Source organism: Amycolatopsis sp. NPDC043887 (assembly GCF_056435665.1).
Genome location: NZ_JBWKEB010000001.1, coordinates 25,163 through 44,661, shown reverse-complemented (window position 1 = coordinate 44,661; position 19,499 = coordinate 25,163). Strand labels below are relative to the sequence as shown.

Annotated in this window: 20 protein-coding genes; 8 read left to right on the top strand and 12 right to left on the bottom strand. The window is 69.1% G+C overall.

What is annotated here, in order from left to right; genetic code table 11:
- Positions 1-20 precede the first annotated feature (20 nt).
- Positions 21-1,157, bottom strand: a complete 1,137-nt coding sequence (gene dusB / locus AC069H_RS00225; protein ID WP_478230891.1) for a tRNA dihydrouridine synthase DusB — start codon at positions 1,155-1,157, stop codon at positions 21-23.
- 26 nt (positions 1,158-1,183) lie between these two features.
- Entirely contained in the window at positions 1,184-1,432 is a 249-nt protein-coding gene (locus AC069H_RS00220) for a hypothetical protein (protein WP_478224264.1), read from the bottom strand.
- Between the two features lie 198 nt (positions 1,433-1,630).
- Between AC069H_RS00220 and AC069H_RS00215 the strand changes: the two genes are divergently transcribed.
- The 4 genes from AC069H_RS00215 (at position 1,631) to AC069H_RS00200 (ending at position 5,523) form a co-directional block, all read left to right on the top strand.
- A complete protein-coding gene (locus AC069H_RS00215; RefSeq protein WP_478230890.1) occupies positions 1,631-2,164 on the top strand; it encodes a hypothetical protein in 534 nt (177 codons plus the stop codon).
- Between the two features lie 133 nt (positions 2,165-2,297).
- Positions 2,298-3,056 (top strand): polyprenyl diphosphate synthase, encoded by a 759-nt coding sequence (gene uppS, locus AC069H_RS00210; protein ID WP_478230889.1) that lies wholly within the window; start codon positions 2,298-2,300, stop codon positions 3,054-3,056.
- 72 nt (positions 3,057-3,128) lie between these two features.
- Positions 3,129-5,078, top strand: a complete 1,950-nt coding sequence (locus AC069H_RS00205; protein ID WP_478230888.1) for a DUF2339 domain-containing protein — start codon at positions 3,129-3,131, stop codon at positions 5,076-5,078.
- A 43-nt stretch (positions 5,079-5,121) separates the two neighbouring features.
- Positions 5,122-5,523: a TIGR03667 family PPOX class F420-dependent oxidoreductase gene (locus tag AC069H_RS00200; RefSeq protein WP_478224268.1), complete on the top strand. Its 402-nt coding sequence runs from the start codon at positions 5,122-5,124 to the stop codon at positions 5,521-5,523.
- Here the strand turns inward: AC069H_RS00200 and AC069H_RS00195 are convergent.
- Entirely contained in the window at positions 5,520-6,071 is a 552-nt protein-coding gene (locus AC069H_RS00195; protein ID WP_478224269.1) for a superoxide dismutase, read from the bottom strand. The genes AC069H_RS00200 and AC069H_RS00195 overlap by 4 nt on opposite strands.
- A gap of 83 nt (positions 6,072-6,154) precedes the next feature.
- Between AC069H_RS00195 and AC069H_RS00190 the strand changes: the two genes are divergently transcribed.
- A complete protein-coding gene (locus AC069H_RS00190) occupies positions 6,155-7,117 on the top strand; it encodes a DMT family transporter (protein ID WP_478230887.1) in 963 nt (320 codons plus the stop codon).
- Complete coding sequence (locus AC069H_RS00185) at positions 7,062-7,526, top strand: DUF6328 family protein (RefSeq protein ID WP_478230886.1); 465 nt, start codon at positions 7,062-7,064, stop codon at positions 7,524-7,526. Before AC069H_RS00190 ends, AC069H_RS00185 begins: the two co-directional genes overlap by 56 nt.
- Here the strand turns inward: AC069H_RS00185 and AC069H_RS00180 are convergent, their stop codons facing one another.
- Entirely contained in the window at positions 7,527-8,054 is a 528-nt protein-coding gene (locus AC069H_RS00180) for a hypothetical protein (RefSeq protein WP_478230885.1), read from the bottom strand.
- A 78-nt stretch (positions 8,055-8,132) separates the two neighbouring features.
- On the opposite strand from AC069H_RS00180, the gene AC069H_RS00175 reads away from it, so the two are divergent.
- Complete coding sequence (locus tag AC069H_RS00175) at positions 8,133-9,947, top strand: LamG-like jellyroll fold domain-containing protein (RefSeq protein WP_478230884.1); 1,815 nt, start codon at positions 8,133-8,135, stop codon at positions 9,945-9,947.
- A gap of 173 nt (positions 9,948-10,120) precedes the next feature.
- Positions 10,121-12,325: an RNA polymerase recycling motor ATPase HelR gene (gene helR / locus AC069H_RS00170; protein ID WP_478230883.1), complete on the top strand. Its 2,205-nt coding sequence runs from the start codon at positions 10,121-10,123 to the stop codon at positions 12,323-12,325.
- 69 nt (positions 12,326-12,394) lie between these two features.
- On the opposite strand, the gene AC069H_RS00165 is transcribed toward helR, so the two are convergent.
- The 8 genes from AC069H_RS00165 to AC069H_RS00130 all read right to left on the bottom strand — a co-directional run bounded on the left by AC069H_RS00165 (position 12,395) and on the right by AC069H_RS00130 (position 19,498).
- Positions 12,395-12,889 (bottom strand): Lrp/AsnC family transcriptional regulator, encoded by a 495-nt coding sequence (locus tag AC069H_RS00165; protein ID WP_016337981.1) that lies wholly within the window; start codon positions 12,887-12,889, stop codon positions 12,395-12,397.
- Positions 12,890-13,057: 168 nt separating this feature from the next.
- The gene (lysA, locus tag AC069H_RS00160) at positions 13,058-14,401 is read right to left on the bottom strand and encodes a diaminopimelate decarboxylase (protein WP_478230882.1); all 1,344 of its coding nucleotides are present in this window, start codon (positions 14,399-14,401) and stop codon (positions 13,058-13,060) included.
- A 303-nt stretch (positions 14,402-14,704) separates the two neighbouring features.
- Entirely contained in the window at positions 14,705-14,863 is a 159-nt protein-coding gene (locus AC069H_RS00155) for a DUF6307 family protein (RefSeq protein WP_478230881.1), read from the bottom strand.
- Between the two features lie 9 nt (positions 14,864-14,872).
- The gene (locus tag AC069H_RS00150; RefSeq protein WP_478230880.1) at positions 14,873-15,052 is read right to left on the bottom strand and encodes an RGCVC family protein; all 180 of its coding nucleotides are present in this window, start codon (positions 15,050-15,052) and stop codon (positions 14,873-14,875) included.
- On the bottom strand, positions 15,049-16,074 hold the full coding sequence (locus tag AC069H_RS00145; RefSeq protein ID WP_478230879.1) for a fatty acid desaturase family protein: 1,026 nt from the start codon (positions 16,072-16,074) through the stop codon (positions 15,049-15,051). Before AC069H_RS00145 ends, AC069H_RS00150 begins: the two co-directional genes overlap by 4 nt.
- A gap of 435 nt (positions 16,075-16,509) precedes the next feature.
- Complete coding sequence (locus tag AC069H_RS00140; protein WP_478230878.1) at positions 16,510-17,433, bottom strand: dihydrodipicolinate synthase family protein; 924 nt, start codon at positions 17,431-17,433, stop codon at positions 16,510-16,512.
- Positions 17,434-17,764: 331 nt separating this feature from the next.
- Positions 17,765-18,235: a heme-degrading domain-containing protein gene (locus AC069H_RS00135; RefSeq protein ID WP_478230877.1), complete on the bottom strand. Its 471-nt coding sequence runs from the start codon at positions 18,233-18,235 to the stop codon at positions 17,765-17,767.
- Between the two features lie 33 nt (positions 18,236-18,268).
- Positions 18,269-19,498, bottom strand: a complete 1,230-nt coding sequence (locus AC069H_RS00130) for a M20 metallopeptidase family protein (protein WP_478230876.1) — start codon at positions 19,496-19,498, stop codon at positions 18,269-18,271.
- Position 19,499: the final 1 nt, after the last annotated feature.

Below are 19,499 nucleotides of genomic sequence, written 5' to 3'. Positions count from 1 at the left end.
GGCGGGAGCGTTTTTTCGTTTCAGCCCCCCGAGTGCATGTCCTCGGCCTCGGGGACGCAGTCGTCGTCCGGGTCGTCGAGCCAGCCGTGCGGCAGCGTGACCTTGCCCGGCGAACCCTGCCGCCCGCGCGGCCCGGTGGCCGCGCTGGGGAAGGGCGCGTCGTGGTCGAGCTTGGCGATGAGATCGTCGAGCTGGTCCATGCTGGACAACATCGCGAAGCCGCGGCGAAGCTCGGAGCCGACCGGGAAACCCATGAAGTACCAAGCCATGTGCTTGCGGATGTCGCGCATGGCCTTGTCGTGGCCGTCGTGCTCGACGAGCAGTTCCGTGTGGCGGCGCAGCACCTTCGCGACCTCACCGAGGTTCGGCGGCGTCGGCTGCGGGCGCCCGGCGAAGGCGGCTTCCAGTTCGCCGAACAGCCACGGCCTGCCCAGGCAACCGCGGCCGACCACGACACCGTCGCAGCCGGTCTCGTCGACCATGCGCAACGCGTCCTCGGCGGAGAAGATGTCGCCGTTGCCGAGCACCGGAATGCCGGTGACCGCTTCCTTGAGGGCCGCGATCTTCGTCCAGTCGGCCTGTCCGGAGTAACGCTGCGCGGCGGTGCGCGCGTGCAGGCTGACCGCCGCCGCGCCCTCCGCCTCGGCGATCCGCCCGGCGTCGAGGTAAGTGAGGTGGTCGTCGTCGATGCCCACCCGGAACTTGACCGTGAACGGCACCCCCGCCTCGGCCGCGGCCTTCGCCGACTCACGCACGATGTCCGCGAACAGCTTGCGCTTGAACGGCAACGCCGCGCCGCCGCCCTTGCGCGTCACCTTCGCCACCGGGCAGCCGAAGTTGCTGTCGATGTGGTCGGCGAGCCCCTCGCCGGTGATGATGCGGACGGCCTCGGCCATGGTCTTGGGGTCGACCCCGTAAAGCTGCATGGACCTGGGCTTTTCGTTCTCGCCGAAGGTCATCATGTGCATCGTGCCGGGGTGGCGCTCGACCACCGCGCGGGCGGTGATCATCTCGCAGACGTAGATGCCGGCGCCGTACTCCTGGCACAGCTGCCGGAACGCGACGTTCGTGATGCCCGCCATGGGAGCGAGCACGACCGGCGGATCGACCTCGTAGGGGCCGATCTTCAGGCTGGGCTTGCGCAGGGTGGCTGTCACGTCTCCATTGTCGCCTGTGGTGTCTGTCACTCGCAGGTGGGCTGGTCACCGTGGCCGATCTCCTCGCCGCGAGGGGCGATAACGGTCCACTTCATCTGCCCGTCGGGGTAGGTCCCGTCGATATAGGTCAAGCGGCCGGCGACGACCACGCCCGTGTGTTTCGGCGATCTCAGCTCGATGCGCAGACGGTGGAAACGGTACTTCTCGTTCTCGACTGCCACGTCTTCGTCTCTCCACACGGTCAGCCCGGGAAAGTGGAGGTCGTCGAAGTGCACTGTGCGAACGCCTTCGGAGTAGAGCTCGACAGGCCGTCGGTGAGCCCGTGCCGTGACCGTGTGGATTTTGGGACGTCAGATGTCCCAAAATCCACACGGTGGCCCAGTGTTCACACGATCCGCGCGGTCTTGCGGCAACGCGAATCCGGGCGCCGGACCGTACCTATCGAGCCGGGCGGGAATCCCTAGGCGCGGCGGATGTCCGTGCTGCAGGCCTTCGCCGACGAATCGTTCAGGGAAGACGACGACGGTGGTTTCTACGTACTCGCGGCCGCGGTCCTGCCCGTCGAACGGCATGCCGAACTGCGCAAGGCCATGCTGGACATGAGGGCCGAACGCACGGGGAAGCTGCACTGGAACGCCTTGGCCGATGCTCAGAAGCGAGGGGTCGTCAAACAGGTCGCCGACTTCGAGGAACTGCACCTGGTGGCGGTGGGTACTCCGGTGCCGGTGCGACGCCAGGAACGTGGCCGTTCCCTGTGTATGCAGCGACTGGTGATGGAGTTGCACCTACTCGACGTCGGCCTTTTGGTCGCTGAAGGCCGCACAGCCCAACTTGACGCCCGGGTCGGCACGTTCGTGGCGCGGACGAGCCGCTGTTGTGGATTCCGGACATCGTCGCCGGGGCTGTCCGCGCTCGAAGACAAGGATTCCCCGACTACGCCGACCAACTGGCCACGTGTGCGATCGAGCTGGAGGTCGACACACGTGCCTGATCCCGGATATGCGTAAGGCCAGGGTCCCGGTATTCCCCGGGTGCACCTGGCCCTGCGACTCGTGTGATGCCCACGGCGTCACACTCCGCGTCCAGCGTAGCTCATGAGCGTTCAGCGCGCCGACCCCCGATTTCGGTAGCTTCGCCTCCATGAGCGTCCGGACCAGACTCGACGACCTCTACGCCCGACGGCTCCGCGCCCGCCTCCGCCGAGGCCCGCTGCCGCGGCACGTCGGCGTGATCATCGACGGCAATCGTCGCTGGGCCCGTGCGATGGGGTTCGAGGACGTCCGTGAGGGGCATCGGCACGGCGCCCGTCACATCGCCCGGTTGATGACCTGGTGCGAAGGCCTCGACATCGGGCACGTGACGGTGTACCTCGCTTCGGTCGACAACCTGACGAAGCGCGCGTCGCCGGAGATGGCCTTCTTGATGCAGGTGATCGAGGACGTCGTCCGTGACCGGCTCACCGCGCCGGGTGCGAACTGGCGTGTCGTTCCCGTGGGGCGTCTCGACATGCTGCCGTCGTCCACGGCCGAAGTGCTGAAGCAGGCCGAAGAGGACACTCGCGGTGCGACGGGGCCTGAGCTGACTCTCGCCATCGGGTACGGAAGCCGCGAGGAGATCGTCGACGCCGTACGCGATCTCGTGCTCGAAGGGGCCGCGGACGGCAAGCCCCTTGTGGAGATCGCGGAGTCCGTTTCCGTGGACGCCCTTTCCGCGCATCTGTACACAGTGGGCAGTCCCGATCCGGACCTGATCATCCGGACCAGCGGCGAGGTCCGGCTGTCCGGATTCCTGCTTTGGCAGGCGAAGGATTCCCAGCTGTACTTCTGCGACGCCAACTGGCCGGGCTTCCGGTACATCGACCTTCTGCGAGCGCTCCGGGTGTGGGCCCGATCGCGATGATCTCGCAGGTCGCGACCACATCGTCATCACGATTGAGTAGTGCTACGGATCCCTCGGGGGTCCTCAGGCCGCATGCTGATCGCCATGACCACCGATGGGGATGTGCTCCTCAGGCTCGCCGGGGAGATCGACGACCTTGGGGCCCGCCTCGCGCGGGTCGGCACGGAGCTGCGGACCGTCCAGTCCGCGGCGGGGCCGCAGCACGAAGAGGCGCCTGAGCAGGCGTCCCAAAAGCAGGCCGAAGAGGCGCACCAGCCGCAAGCCGAGCAGCCCGAGGCCCAGCAGAAACCGCAGCCGCAAGCCGAGCAGCCCCAGGCCCAGCAGGCCCCGCAGCAGCCGTACCCTCGCCCTCCGTACCAGCAGCACCCGCAGTACGCCCACTACCAGCAGCAATACCAGCAGGCTCAGTACCAGCAGGCCCAGTACGCGCAATGGCAGCAGCAGTACCGCCAGCAGTATCAGCAGCCCTACCGCCCGTACCAGCCTGCCCCGAAGGTGTCGCTCGCCGAGAAGCTGGGCAAGGAAGGCGCCGGCAGCAGACTGCTGGCCTGGATCGGCGGCGCGGTCACGTTGCTCGGCATCGTGCTGTTCCTCGTGCTCGCGATCCAGCGTGGCTGGTTCGGCCCGTTGCCGCGGGTGATCGGCGGTGCCGTGCTCGGCGCGGCGCTGGTCGGGATCGGGCTTCGCCTGCACCGCACGCCGGCCGGCCGCACGGGCGCGTTCGCGCTCGCCGCGACCGGGATCGGCGCGCTGTACCTCGACGCCATCGCCGCGACGACGATGTACGAGTACCTGCCGTCCTACGCCGGTCTCGCGATCGGGCTCCTGATCGCGGTCGGCGGGTTGCTGCTGGCCGTGCGGTGGAAGTCGTCGCTGCTCGCGACGGCCGTCGTGCTCGGCTGCGTGGTCTGCGCGCCGATCATCACGCAGGGTTTCACCCCGCAGCTGGTCGCGTTCCTGCTCGTGGTCCAGGTCGCTTCGACGCCGGTGCAGCTGCGCCAGTCGTGGCCGTCGGTCGCGGTCGCGGCCGGGATCCCGCCGCTGGTCGCGTCGGTCTTCAGCACGGCGTTCGCCGGTCTCGGCGGCAGCACGGCCAACACCGCCGCCGCGCTGGCCGCGGGAGGCGTGGGACTCGCGCTGGCCCTGATCGTCACCGCCAAGCGGCCGGGGGACGCCGCCGCGCTCGCCCTGCTCGCCGTCGCCCCCGCGCCTTCGCTGCTCGCCGCGTTGTTCCTGCCGAAGACCCCGGCCGTGCTCGTCACGGCTTCGGTCGCGCTGGTGCTGCTCGCGGTGTGGGCGGCCGGACAGTGGCTCGACGGCTGGACGGGTGACCTCGCGGGCGCCGCCGGGCTGGTCGCGGCTCTCCAGACGACGATGACGCTGTTCGACGGCAGTGCCCGTTCGGCGATCCTCATCGGCGAAGGGGTCTTGCTGGCACTGGTCGCGCTGTGGACGAAGAAGCACGTGGCGCTCTTCGGCGGGCTGGGCTTCACTGTCATCGGCGGCATGATCGCGCTGGTCTTCGACGTCCCGCCGACGCTCTTCTTCCTGATCCGGAACCGTCCGGACGCCGACCTCGCCGCCGCCTTCCTGGTGGCCCTCGCCATCCTGGCCGTCTCGATCACGCTTCCGTGGGTCGCGCACCGGCTCGGGCTGTTCAAGGCCGCGGCGGAGAACGTGGTGCCGTGGCTCTTCGCCGGGGTCTGCGGGCTCTACGGCGCGGGCGCGATGGTGCTGTGCGGCGCGATGCTGGCCGTTCCCGGCCGCTCGGGGTTCCTGGTCGGCCACGTGGTGATCACGGTGTCCTGGACGGTCGCCGCGCTCGTGCTGCTCGTCCGCGGCATCTCCGCGGTCAACCTGCGGGTGATCGGCTTCGTACTGGTCGGCGCGGCGGTGCTGAAGCTGGTGCTGTTCGACCTCGCCGCGCTGGACGGCCTGGCCAGAGTCGCCGCCTTCCTCATCGCCGGCCTGGTGCTGCTCGGCGCCGGGACTCGGTACGCGAAACTCGTCGCGTCCCGCTGAGCGGACGAGGAAGAAATGCCGCCGGGTCGTGGTTGGTCGGTTCATGAGCTACCGACCCGACCCACGGCTCGCCGAGCGGGCGAAGGAGAACGTCGCCTGGCTGACCACGATCAGCCCGAAGGGACGCCCTTCGCCCCGCCCGGTGTGGTTCGTGCTCGACGGTGACGACTTCATCGTCTTCAGCCAGCCGGACACGGCGAAGACCCGGCACATCGAGGCCAACCCCGAGGTGAGCCTCCACTTCAACAGCGACGAGCACGGGGGCTCGATCCTGGTGATCGGCGGCAAGGCCGAGATCCTGCCGGACGGTCTCGCGTCGGAGCAGCCGGGCTTCCTCGAAAAGTACGAGAAGCACTATCCGGCGATCGACTACGACGTCCCGAAATTCGACCGGGAGTACCACGTCCGGATCAGGATCCGGCCCGAACGGACCTGGGGGTTCTAGAAGCCGACGGTCACGCAGGCCAGCCGGGCCCCCGCGGTCCCGGCGTGGCCCGGGTGGGTGTGCGTATGCGTTTCGTGGATCACGATGGAGTTCGCGCGCCGGTCGGTGAACGTCCAGTCCACTTTGGACACGGCGGCGCCGCGGCCGGTGGCGTCGGTGGTGAGGTCGAGCCAGATCTCGTTGCGGGGGTTGGCGTAGGCCGGGTCCACCGACGGCTTCACCGGGTCTTCGACGTTCTGGTAGTGCGGTCCGGCGAGGTCGCCGGTGGCGCCGCACGGCTTCGTGTGGGCGTGGGCACCGTATTCACGGTTCGGCAGCAGGCCGGTCACGAGGATCGCGGTCGAGGTGCCGAGATGCTTGGACGTCAACCCGAAGACGTGCGCGCGGGCGCCGGGCGGCACCAGTTCGGGTTTGTAGCTCGTGAGACCGCTCTTGGCGGTGATCACGTGGACGCGGGAGCCGGGGACGGCGGTGGCCGGTCCGGCGCCGGCGGTCAGGGCCAGTGCGGCCGCGGACAGGACAAGCGAGAGTGCGGGGACGGGGCGCATGCCCCTTGCCTAGTCCGCATGAATCGGACACGCCAGAGTGGTCACTCGGTCGGGCGATCATTCTCGAACTATGGGCAGGGTAAGTGAGTACAAATCCTCCGGATCGCACCTGGCTGGTCGCGGTCGCCGCCGCTCTTTGGGGTACCGACGGGCTTTTGCGCCTCCCGCTCGCCGAGGCGCTTCCGGCGGCCACGGTCGTCTTCTGGGAGCACTTGCTGGTGGTGCTCGTGCTGAGCCCCTTCATTCCCGGCGCCGTCCGGGCGCTGCGCCGGACCGGCCCGCGGGAATGGCTGGCCGTGCTCGCCATCGGCGGCGGGTCTTCCGCGCTCGCGACGGCGATGTTCACCGCGGCCTTCAAACTGGGCGACCCCGTGACGCCGTTGGTGCTGCAGAAGCTCCAGCCGGTGTTCGCCGTGCTGGCGGCGTATTTCGTGCTCCGTGAGCGGGTCCGTCCGGGGTACGCCTTGTTCGCGATCCCGGCGCTGCTCGGTGCCTGGCTGCTGGCCTTCAAGGATCCGCTGAACATCCAGGTCGCCGCGGCGAAGGCGGCGCTGCTGGCGATCGGCGCGGCCGCGTTGTGGGCGGCGGGCACGGTGCTCGGACGGCTGCTCTCCACCGAACTGGCGCCGAAGGAGGTCACCACGCTGCGCTTCACGGTCGGGCTCCCGGTCGCGGCGGGGATCGTGGCGTACCAGGGCGGTCAGTTCGCGGTCGGCTGGGACAACGCGCTCGGACTCGCTCTGCTCGCGCTGGTCCCCGGCCTGCTGGCGCTGAGCCTGTATTACGTGGGCCTGCGGTCGACGCCCGCGGCCAGGGCGACGCTGGCCGAGCTGGCGTTCCCCGTCACGGCCGCGGTCATCGGCGTATTGTGCTTGAACGCCGATTTGTCGGGTACTCAGTGGCTGGGCCTCGCCATTGTGGTCGTGTCAGTGACGTCGCTCGGCTGGCACGAAAAGGTCAGGCGTCAACCGATGGTCCTGGAGCCGCTGAATGGTCGAGCACACCGGCGAGACGAAGAACGAACGCCTGACCCGCAACGTCAGTGAGCTCCTGCAGGAGCTGCGGGTCGCGCAGGCCGGTGTCCAGATCCTCTTCGGTTTCCTGCTCACGGTGGTGTTCACCGACGAGTTCCACGGTGCGAGCGGGTTCGAGAAATCCGTCCACCTGACGGCGGTCCTGCTCACGGTCTGTTCGACGGTGCTGCTGACGGCGCCCGCCGCGTGGCACCGGCTGCTGTTCCGCACCGGGAACCGTGAGCGGATCCTCACCGTCGGCAACCGGTCCGTCCTGGTCGGGCTCGGCTGCCTCGCGGCCGCCATCACCACGACCGTCGCGCTCATCGCCAAGGTCGTCTTCGGCCCGATCGCGATGACGGTCTTCGGCGTGGTGTCGGCGGTGCTGTTCGTCGTCATGTGGTTCGTGGTGCCGAGGAGGATCGACCGCAACGGCGACTGATCACCGGCCCGTGCGCACCTGGGTGCTTTCGGGCAGGCCGAACGCGGCGGCGGACACTGACTTCGGGTCGTCCGGGCTCGCGCCGCCGAGCACCCGGCGGGCGCCGACCCACGAGAACATCTCCTTGACCGAACGTGAGTAGCCGGCGCCGTCCTCCGCGAACTTCCGGTCGAGCACGCGGTACCCGCCGGGGGTCCGTTCCACGCGGTAGACCATCGGCTGCCGCCGGAATCCGCCGCGCGTGACGAGTCCGTCGCCCTCTTTCGCGACCTCGTCGCAGCTCGCGACCAGGCCGATCTTGACGAGGTCGCCGTCCGGCCGGGTCTCGATCACCTTCTGCGTGCACACCCAGCGGACGCCCGGGTCGCCGGAGCCGGCGAGCGCGCGCAGATGCTCGTCGATTCCGGGCAGCGCCTCCCTCGCGACGGCGTCGTCCACCGACGGCATCTCGTCCACGATCCACCAGCCTGCCGCGGCCACCACCACACCGACCCCGGCGAGCACGGGCCAGCGTTTGACGTTCCCCATGGGACGAAGCTACCGAGCGGGGCAAGTGTTCATCCGCGGTTGGCGGACGCGTTGCCTCCGCGACCGTAGGTTGCGGCCGTGAACGACTCATCCAGACGGACCTTCCTGCGCGGCGCGGGCCTGCTCGGCGCCGGTGCGGCGGTCTCCGCGTTACCCGCGCTAGGTGCTCCCGCGGCTTCGGCGACCTTCGGCCATCACGGCCCGGACTTCGAAGACGGCCGCTTCACCCTCGCGGTGCTGCCCGACACCCAGTACCTCTTCGACACCGACCGCGGTGACCCCGCGCCGTTGGACGCCACCCTGCGGTACGTCACCGGCGGCGACGAGAACATCGTCTTCCTGGCGCATCTCGGCGACCTCACCGAGAACGGGCAGCCCGGCGAGTTCGAGCAGATCAGCCGCTCGTTCCAGCACCTGGACCGGCGCCGCTTCCCGTACAGCACGCTGGCGGGCAACCACGACATCAAGTCCTCCACCGACGACCAGCGCGGCCGCACGCCGTACCTGGACGCGTTCGGGCCGCACCGGCAGCGGGGTTCGCGGACCTTCCGCGGCGCGAGCCCGGACGGCTACAACAGCCACCACGTCTTCCGTGCGGGCGGACGTGAGTGGCTGCTGCTCGCGCTCGACTGGCGGCCGTCGGCGGGCGGGCTGGACTGGGCACGCTCGGTGCTCGCGCGGAATCCGCGGCTTCCGGCGATCCTGACCATCCATGAATTGGTATGGGCCGACGAGGCCGGACAGGCGCGGTTCTCGGAGTTCGGGCAGAAGGTGTGGGACGAGCTGATCGCCGGGAACGACCAGATCTTCCTGACACTCAACGGGCACTTCTGGCCGCCGGGACGCGCGGTCAGGCGGAACCACGCGGGCCACGACGTCCATCTGCACATCACGAACTACCAGGACCGCTACTACGGCGGCAGCGCGATGATCCGGCTCTATCGGTTCGACCTGGCGCGGAACGTGATCGACGTCCGCACCGTCTCGCCGTGGCTGGCGGACCAGGCGCCGCGGCTGAACGAGCTGCAACGGCGGGAGATCGAACGCACCGGTCCGGCGGACTACTTCAGCCTGGAGATCGACTTCGAGACGAGGTTCGCCGGGTTCGCGCCGGTTCCGGTGCCGCCCGCGCGGCCGGCCGAACGGCAACTGATCCGCGGGACCGTGGCCTATTGGCGGTTCGAAGGCCGGGACGGCGCGCCCGTAGACGGTATTCGTGACCTTTCGGGCCGGGGCAACGACCTGGTCCGGGTGACCCTGCCCGGCAGCGCGCCCGAGGCGTTGCGATTCTCCGGCGAGTTCTCCGGACGGCAGCCGTCGAGGTCGAGCCTGCGGTTCGAGGGCGGCAAGAAACCGGCTCGCGGCGGGTATCTGCGCACGGCGGACTCCGCGCCGATGAACGCGGAGACGTTCGCGCGCGGCTACACCGTCGAGGCGTTCGTCAAGCTGCCCGCGGATTTCAAGGACGGGAAGCACGCCTGGGCCGCGATCTTCGGCAGGCAGGGCGCCGGCGGTAAGGCAGGCAAGACCGGCGACGATCCCGGCGAGCCTTCGGCCACACTGTCCCTTTCGGACGGTGCGGCGTTCCAGTGGGCGGTGTTCCCGTTGAACCAGAACGGGATCTCGACCTGCTGGGGGCACGAACTGACGCTGGAGGAGTGGATCCACGTCGCGGCGGTCAACGACGGCAGGCGGACGACGCTCTACGTCGACGGCTGCCCGGTGCTGCGGAACCCGAAGACGCCGGCCGCGGGGATCGCGAACCCCGGTGGCTCGTGGCTGATCGGCGCCTACGCCTACGACTCGATCGTCGAGCAGGCGTTCCACGGCTGGCTCGGCGACGTCCGGGTGGTCGGGCGGGCGCTGGACCCCCGCGAGTTCATGCTCGGCTGAGCGGATCGTGCGCGGTAATGGCGGATGTTCGTCCCCATTATCGCGCACGATCGTTTCCCGGGGAATACCGGGTCCCTCTTGACAAGCGGTGGACAATAAAAAATCGGCGCCCGAATCAGAATTACTGATCGACGCGCCGAATGTGTTGTCAGTCTAACCGCTGTGAGGGGAACTTGTCAAATCAGGGGTACGACGAGGAATTGCGATCCGAACAGCAGTACGTCGCGTCGCTCTACCGGCGGCTGGACGCCGAACGCGCGCGGGTGAAGGAGGCGTATGCCGGTGCGCTGCGGGGAGAAGGCTTCGCGCTTTCCGACCGTGAGGTCTCGGCCGGCGCCAAGGCGCGCGAGATGGCCAGGCTGAAGATCGCCGACGAGGGTCTTTGTTTCGGCCGGTTGGACGCCCTTTCGGGAGAACGTTCGTACGTCGGCCGGATCGGTCTTTTCGACGAAGAGAACGACTACGAACCCTTGGTGCTCGATTGGCGGGCGCCGGCGTCCCGCGCGTTTTACTGCGCGACGGGGGCGTCCCCGGAAGGAATGGCTCGGCGCCGTCAATTCCGCACCCTCGGCCGTGACGTCCTCGACTTCACCGACGAGGTCTTCGGCCGTCCGGAATCGACGGGGGAACGCGGCGACGCCGCGCTGCTGGCCGCGGTCAACGCGCCGCGCGGCGAAGGGATGCGGGACATCGTCGCGACGATCCAGGCCGAGCAGGACGAGATCATCCGGCTGGAGCACGCGGGTGTCGTCGTCGTGGAAGGCGGTCCGGGCACGGGGAAGACGGCGGTGGCGCTGCATCGGGTGGCGTACCTGCTGTACACGAAACGGGAGCGCATGGAACGGCGCGGCGTGCTCGTGGTCGGGCCCAGCAGCGGTTTCCTCGACCACATCGGCCATGTCCTGCCGTCGCTCGGCGAGACCAGCGCCGTCTTCGCGACGCCCGGTGACCTCGTCGCCGGCCTGCGCACCGAACGCGAGGATCCGCCGCCGGTGCAGCGGCTCAAGGGCTCACTGGCGATCCTGGACGTGCTCGCGGCGGCGGTGGCGGACCGGCAGGAACTCCCCGTCGAGGCGGAGTCCATCGAACTCGACGACGTCACCGTGCCGCTGGACGCCGAGGTCGCGGCCGCCGCGCGCGAGGTCGCCAGGGAAAGCGGCCTGCTGCACAACGAGGCGAAGGCCGTCTTCGAACGGGAGGTGATCGCCGCGCTCGCCACGCGCGCGGTCGACCGGCTCGGCGCGGGCTGGTTGCCGTCCGACGACGAGCACACGCGTCCGGAGCTGCTGCGTAACGCCCGGCGCGACCTGGAGGCCAGCGAGGGGCTCCGCGCGGTGCTCGATCGACTCTGGCCGTCACTGACGCCGCAGCGGCTGCTCGCCGACCTCTACGCCTCACCGGAGCGGTTGCGGGCGGCCGGGGCCGGCCTGGCGCTGTTCCGCGAGGACGCGGACGCGTGGACGGTGTCCGACGTGCCGTTGCTGGACGAAGCCGTCGAACTCCTCGGCGTCGACCGCACCGCCGAACGCCGGGCGGCGGAACGGCAGCGTCTGGCGCGGAAGGAATACGCCGAGCGGGTGCTGGAAATCGTCGAGGTGGAAGAGGACCACGACGACTACGAGTTCGCGCTCCGGCCGGCGGACGTGCTGATGGCGGAGGAGCTGGCGGACCGGTTCGCCGAACGAGACGAGCGGGAGCTGGCCGAACGCGCCGCCGCCGACCGGGAATGGACCTACGGCCACGTCGTGGTCGACGAAGCACAGGAACTGTCCGAAATGGACTGGCGGGTGCTGATGCGGCGTTGTCCCAGCCGTTCGTTCACCGTCGTCGGCGATCTCGCGCAACGGCGGTCGCCGTCGGGCGCGCGGTCGTGGGACTCGATGCTCTCCCGGTACGTCGCCGATCGCTGGGTGTACCGGAAGCTGACCGTCAACTACCGGACGCCCTCGGAGATCATGGCGGTGGCGGCTTCACTGCTGGCGAGTTTCGCGGGAGGCGCCGTTCCCCCGGACTCGGTGCGTTCGTGCGGTGTTCGGCCGTGGGCGCGTCGGCTGTCCGGAATGGACATCGAAGACGCCGTCGCCGAGTTCACCCGCGTGGAATCGGGTCGCGAGGGGACGTCGGTCGTCATCGGGCCGCCGGGAGTGCCCGGTGCGATCGCGCCCTCCGCGACCAAAGGGCTGGAGTACGACGCCGTCCTGGTGGTCGAGCCGGAGCGGATCCTCGCCGAAGGCCCGAGCGGTGAGGCGGAACTGTACGTCGCGCTGACGCGGGCGACGCAGCGGCTCGGGGTCCTGTACAGCGGGACGCTGCCGAAAGTCCTCCGCGGTCTTGATTCCAGGCGGCGGACTCCCGACGCGTTCCTGCACTGCGTCTAGCGGGTTTCGAAGTGTCGTGAGTGTTTTGGGGCGTTCCGGCGACCCAAAACACTCACGACCGGACAAGGTCTACCGCGTGAGGTTGCCCCAGGCGTAGGTCTGTTTCGCGAGTTTCAGGTAGACCAGTGTCTCCGTGCTGACGACACCCGGGATGGGCCGGATGTCGTCGTTCAGCACACTCAAGAGGTGTTCGTCGTCCCGGCAGGCGACCTCGGCGAGCAGGTCGTAACCTCCCGCGGTGAGGACGACGTAGTGGATGTCCGGCATTCCGGAGAGCTGGTCGGAGACCGCCCGCGGATCGCCTTGGACCTTGATCCCGACCATCGCCTGACGGCCGAGCCCGACGTTCGCCGGATCCGTGACCGCGACGATCTGCATCGTCTCGTCCCGCAGCAGCCGCTGTACCCGCTGCCGCACGGCGCCCTCCGACAGCCCGACGGCCTTGGCCAAGGCCGTGAACGAGGCCCGCCCGTCGACTTGCAGCAGTGCGATCAGAGTGCGATCGGTATTGTCCAGACCTCTTGGCGTGCGCTGCTCCATCTGCGCGCGTGGTTCGTCACCCATGCCGTCCCTCCCTTTGTTTCGGCATGCGATTCTTGTCGCGCAGCGTATCGATAAGTGTCCAGAATGCTACCGCCGTTAAGTTGTTTGTCGTGATTCTCTTTCGCCGCCCCTTCGGGCAAAGGATTCTGTCGCGTGACAGGCTGGGCGGTGAGGATTTCGGACGGCACGTCAGCCAAGGTCGCGTTTGAGCAGGTCTTCCTCGGTTTCACGGCGGACGAGCAGCGTCGCCGTACCGCGGGAGACCCCGACCACCGGCGGCCTGCCGACGAGGTTGTAATTCGACGCGAGCGAGTGGTGGTACGCCCCGGTGCACGGGACGGCGAGCAGATCGCCGGGGTGGACGTCGTCGGGGAGCGAGAGCCCGTCCGCGAGGACGTCACCCGATTCGCAGTGCCGTCCGACCACCGTCATCGGCCGCCTGGCCGCGCGGCTGCGCCTGCCGATCAGGCGAGCGGTGTACGCCGCCCCGTAGAGCGCGGGCCGCGCGTTGTCGCTCATCCCGCCGTCGACGGCGACGAAAGTGCGCGAGCCGCGTTTCACCGCGCAGACCCGGTACACCGTGATACCCGCCGGTCCGACGATGGCGCGACCGGGTTCGATCGTCAGTTTCGGCAGGGGGAAGCCGTGCGACGCGCATTCGTAGGCGAGCGCGACACGCAGACGGCGCACATAGCCGTCGATGTCGAAACCCGTGTCCCCGGGCAGATAGCGCACGGCGTGCCCGCCGCCGAGATCCAGTTCGCGCAGGGTGACACCGTGCGTCTCGCGGAGCGCGACGAGCACCCCGATCATCTTGCGGGCGGCCAGTTCGTAGAAGTCCACCCGCGACACCTGCGAGCCGATGTGGCAGTGCAGCCCGGCCAGGCGCAGCCCGGGTTGCGCGAGCACCGCGGAGACGGCCTGGCCGAGGTTGTCGCGGACGCCCTCACGCAACGAGAAGCCGAACTTCTGTCCTTCGGTGCCGGTGGTGATCGCCGCGTGCGTGCCCGCCGCGACGTCGGGTGTCACGCGGATCAGCACCTGCTGCGCGCCGGTGGCCAGCGCGCCGAGCTGCTCGATCTCGTCGAGCGAATCCACCACGATCCGGCGGACGCCGTAGGACAGCGCCGCCTTGAGGTCTTCGGGGGTTTTCGCGTTGCCGTGCAGCAGGATCCGCTCGGCGGGGAAGCCGACCGACCGGGCCACCGCGATCTCGCCCGCCGAGCAGGTGTCGAGGGAAAGCCCTTCTTCGGCGACCCAGCGCAGGACCGCGCGGGTGCACAGCGCCTTGCTCGCGTACGCCACCTCTGCGTCCGGCAGCGCCTTCCGGTACGCGCGGGCGTTCTGGCGGACTTCGTCCTCGTCGAGCAGGTACGCCGGTGTCCCGAACCTCGCGGCGAGGTGGGACACCGGCGCGCCGGCGAACAGCAGTTCGCCGCCGGGGCCGAGCCGGGTGCTCCGCGGCCAGACCCCGGGTTCGAGGTGGTCGGCGGCCTCGCAACCGAGGCTGGGCAGGAGCTCGCTGAGCGTCACGGTTACCTCCGCGTCGATCGGTCAGTGCCTTGTCAGCACAACTCCGATCGACCCGGCCCGGCCGTTCCGGCAACGTCTCCCTGACGCTTCGCGAGGCCTCGCTGACGCCTTGTTAACGCGTGAGTAACCCCGGCCACACCTAGGCGGTGCCCTGCAAGTCCTGTTCGCGGTCTCCGCGCTCAGGCGGTCCCTGACGGCACGGGCGGACGCGGCCGAGTACGACCCGGTACGAGGCCGATCCGTCCGCACCGCCAGAAACCACCTGGGTCACGAAGCCCATCGAACAGACTTACAGGACACCGTCTAGCGCACGGGCTCCGGCACGGTGTCGAGCGCCCGCACCATGTGCACGGCCAGCGCGAACGCCGCCTTGTTGTCGAGGTCGGTGTGTTCGTTGACGATCTTCTTCACGGTGTCGACCCGGATTTCGTACCGGGAGACGGGGACGGTGTCGGCGTTCATGGCGATCCTCTATTCGGTTGTTTCGGGCTTCGTGGCGCAGGTGCAGCCGCGGCTGAAGCCGCCGGCCGCGGTCGCGGTGCAGAACCGGCGGGCGATCGCGTCGTGCGCGGACAACGGATGCGGGCAGCTCGGGCACCGGTCGTCGGCGGCGGGCTCGGCGACGTCGCCGAGGGAGCAAGCGGAGGTCATCGCGCACCCGCCGGTTGAGCACGGAGGGGTGCCCCGACTTCGTGCAGATGCCGGAGCACGTAGCCGTACGACGCCGCCCAGCCGCACTGCGCGTAGTCGATGCCGTGCTTCGCGCAGAACTCGCGCACGATCACCTGCGCGTGCTTCAGGTTCGGCCGCGCCATGCTCGGGAAGAGGTGGTGCTCGATCTGGTAGTTGAGGCCGCCGAGCGCGAAGTCCGCGACCGGGCCGCCGCGCACGTTGCGCGAGGTGAGCACCTGCTTGCGCAGGAAGTCGAGTTTGTGTCCGGCCGACAGTGTCGGCATGCCCTTGTGGTTCGGGGCGAACGAGCAGCCCATGTACACGCCCCAGAGGCACTGGTGCACGGCGATGAAGACGAAGCCGACACCGGGCGAGAGGACCACGAACACCGCGGTCAGGTACGCGGCGACGTGGGCCAGCATCAGCGCCGACTCGAGCTTCCGCCGTTTGAAGCCGCGCTGGAAGATCGCCGTCACACTCGACGCGTGCAGGTTCAGGCCTTCCAGCAACAGCAGCGGGAAGAACAGGAACGCCTGGTATTTCGCCATCCAGCGCAGGAAACCACGCCGTTCGGTGCCCTGCGCCTTGGTGAAGATGAGTGCGGCGAGGTTGACGTCCGGATCCTCGTCTTCGTGGTTGGGGTTGGCGTGGTGGCGGGTGTGCGTGCCGATCCACCAGCCGTAGCTCAGCCCGGTCAGTCCACCGTGGACGAAACCGGTTACGTCGTTCGCCTTGCGGCCGCGGAAGATCTGCTTGTGTCCCGCGTCGTGGCCGATGAAGGACAGCTGTGTGAACATCATCGCGAAGAACGCGGCGAGGAACAGCTGCCACCAAGAGTCCCCGAGGTGCGCGAAGGCGACCCAGCCGCCCGCGAAAGCGAGCAGGTTCAAGGAGATCTTCACCGCGTAGTATTTCCGCCGCCGGTCGAGGAGGCCGGCGTCTTTGACCAATTTGGACAGTTCGGCGAAGTCGCTGCCCTGCCTCGTCTGTGTGGAGGTCATGGGGGATCACATCGTTCTGGTTCGTGAAAGTGGACAATCCAGCAACGGGTTCACAAACACCGAAAGGGGTCTGGTTCGGCCGAGAAAAGGCACTGGTACCACAACACGCCACGGTCGCTCCGTGGCCTGCTTCCAGTGTTCCACGGCGACGGAGCGGAAGCAATTCACCAAAGCGGCACGATCTGGCGTACAGTCGAAGACATCGAGGGAAATTTCCCCCGGTTCCGTCCGGTCGCGAGCTTCGACCGGAGACAGGAGCACCGGCCAGACATCGTTCTTCGCGCTCATGGTCCCGCCGGCTTCGCCGGTGAGCAGCCGCCCGCCGCGCCGTACGCGCGCCCCGAGGCGCCCATCAGGGCCACGCCGCGATCGTCGATGGCCACGACCTCTGACCTGTCACCGTGTCCGCGCCCGCCCCAGTGGGTGCGGACACGGTCAGAAAAGGCCCCAGCCGGCCAGTGCCGCGGAGACCTGCTCCCGTTCCGCGCCGGTCAGCGCGCGGCTCGGCGGCCGGACGTCGGCGCGGCACAAACCCAGCTGTGCCAACGCTTCCTTCACCACGCTCACGTTGTTGGCGTTGCCGTCCGCGGCCCGTAGCTCCTCGAACGGCCGGACGCGTTCCCAGCAGGCCATCGCGCCGCGGAAGTCGCCGTCGCGCAGCGCGCGGAACATCTCCAGCGAGAGCGACGGCGCGACGTTCACCAAACCCGACGTGAACCCGGTCGCGCCGACGGCGAAGTAACCCGGTGCCGACAGCTCCGCCAGCCCGGCGATCCACGTGAAGCGATCGATCCCCGCGTCCCGTGCCACCGCCGCGAATCGCACCGGATCCGGCACCGCGTACTTCACCCCGATGACGTTCTCCGCGGCGTCGGCGAGCCTGGCCAGCCGCTCGCCTTCGATCCGCGCGTCGCGCACGTACGGCACGACACCCAGCTCCGGGACCGCCGCCGCGATGGCGCGGTGGTACTCGACCCAGCCCTCCGCCGAGACATACGGGTGCACCGGCTGATGGATCATGATCAGATCCGCGCCCGCTTCACGGGCGTGCCGCGCCGCGCCGATCGCCGTCCGGACGTCGTGCCCGACCCCGGCGACCACGCTCGCCCGGCCCGCCGCGGCCTTGACCGTCAGTTCGAGGCAGTGCCGGGTCTCGGCCGCGTCCAGCGCGTAGAACTCGCCGGTGTTCCCGTTCGGTGTCACGACGCCGACCCCGCCGTCGATCACCCTGTCCACCAGTTTCGCGTAGGCGTCCGGATCCACGGCGCCGTCGGCGTCGAACGGCGTCACCGGGATGGCCACGACCCCGGACAGCCGCCGCTTCCGCTCGCCGAAGCGGGAAGAGGAGGTCACTGGCATGCCCTATCTGATATATGATGTGACGCCTTACGGTAGCACGGCGGAGAAATGGACCGGTTGTCCTGAAACTTGGGACGAGTGGTCGGAGCGGGCAGGGGTGGGTGGATATAGAGACACTCGACGTCCCTATATCCACCCACCCTGTACTGCGCGTAGCAGTGCTGACCGACCGTGTGGATTTGGCGCGTTCGATGACCCGAAAACCACACGGTCGCCTCGGCTGTGCTGCGCGCGGAGAGCAAGGGACCTTTGCTACCGCGCTCCCCAGCGGGAGGTGGTAGCAAAGGTCCCTTGCTCTCTTTCGGCAGGTCAGAGGCGGGTCGGAGTCCGCTCAGGACCGCGTGGCGAGGAAGAGTTCCAGCTGCTCGACGACGAACGCGTGATCGTCGGCCTGCGGCAATCCCGAGACGCCGACGGTGCCGACCGGGCCCACGCCCTCGACGATCACCGGGAACACGCCGCCGTGCGCGGCGTAGAGATCCGGGTCGAGCCGGGAATCGGCTTCGAACGTCGTGCCCTTCGCGCGGAACTGCTCACCGACGAGGAACGAACTGTGCCCGTAACGGTCGACGACGCGGCTCTTGCGGTCGATCCACGCGTCGTTGTCGGCCGAGGTGCCCGGCAACGCCGCGTGGAACAGCCGCTGCCCGCCGCGGCGCACGGAGACCGTAACCGGGAGGGCGCGGTCCCGTGCCGCCGCGAGCAGGTGGGCGCCCAGCTTCAGCGCGGTCTCGTTGTCGAACCGGCGGAAGACCAGGCGCTCCTCCTGTGCGGCCAGGACGGCCGGGGTGTCATCGCTCATGGCACCCATTAAATCAACGCTGTTGTGTAATGGCTACCGAAGGGCGTCCAGCGCGAAAGCGGCGTACATCGCGACGCCGTTGGCCATCGCGTCCTCGTCGAAGACCACCCGGTTCGAGTGGTTCGCCTCGACCGTGGCCAGGTCGGCGCCGGGCGGGCAGGCGCCGAGGAAGGCGAACGCGCCCGGAATCCGCTGCAGGACGTAGGAGAAGTCCTCCGCGCCCATCACCGGGTTCTCCATGACCTCGGAGTTGCGGGCGCCGAGGACCTCGGCCGCCAGATCCAGCACCCGCGCCGCGACCTGGGGGTCGTTCACCGTGACCGGGTAGCCGGGGAGGACTTCGGCGCTCACGCGGACGCCGTGCGCCGCGCCGACCGCCTCGCACACCTTCGGTAGCTCATCACGGACGAACGCCTGCGTCCGCTCGGACAGCGTGCGGATCGTGCCCTCCAGGAACGCCGTCTCGGGGATGATGTTCGTCGTCGTCCCGGCCTCGATCCGGGTGACCGAGACCACCGCGGGCTCGAACACGCTGACCTTGCGGGTCACCATCGTCTGCAGCGCGCTCACCATCGCGGCCGCCGCCGGCACCGGGTCGATCGCCTGGTGCGGCGCCGAGCCGTGCCCGCCCCTGCCGGTGACGGTGACGTGGAAGCTGTTGGCCGACGCCATGATCGGCCCCGGCCGCGTCTGCACGACGCCGGACGCGGCCGAGGTGAAGATGTGCAGGCCGAACGCCTTCTCGACGCGCTCGCCCGAGGCGTCGAGCACACCCTCGTGGATCATGTGGCGCGCGCCGTGCTCGCCCTCCTCGCCGGGCTGGAACATGAACACCACCGACCCGGCCAGCTCGTCGACGTGCTCGCTGAGCAGCCGTGCCGCCGACGCCAGCATCGCGACGTGGGTGTCGTGCCCGCAGGCGTGCATCGCGCCGTCGTCCTCGGAGGCGAAGTCGAGGCCGGTGTCCTCGTGCAGCGGCAGCGCGTCCATGTCGCCGCGGAGCAGGATCGCCGGGCCCGGCTTCGCGCCGCGGAGGACGGCGGTCAGCGAGGTGGTCGATTTGCCCTCGATGATCTCGAGCGGCAGGCCTTCGAGGGCCGCTTTGATCGAGGACTGGGTCTTCGGCAGGTGGAGCCCGATCTCCGGATTCCGGTGGATCTCCCGGCGGAGCTCTACGGTTTTCGTCTGGAGCGCGCGGGCTTCCTCCAGCAATCCGGCGAAGCGCGCGTCGGGGAGGGTGGGCAGGTCGGTGGGTCCGGTCATG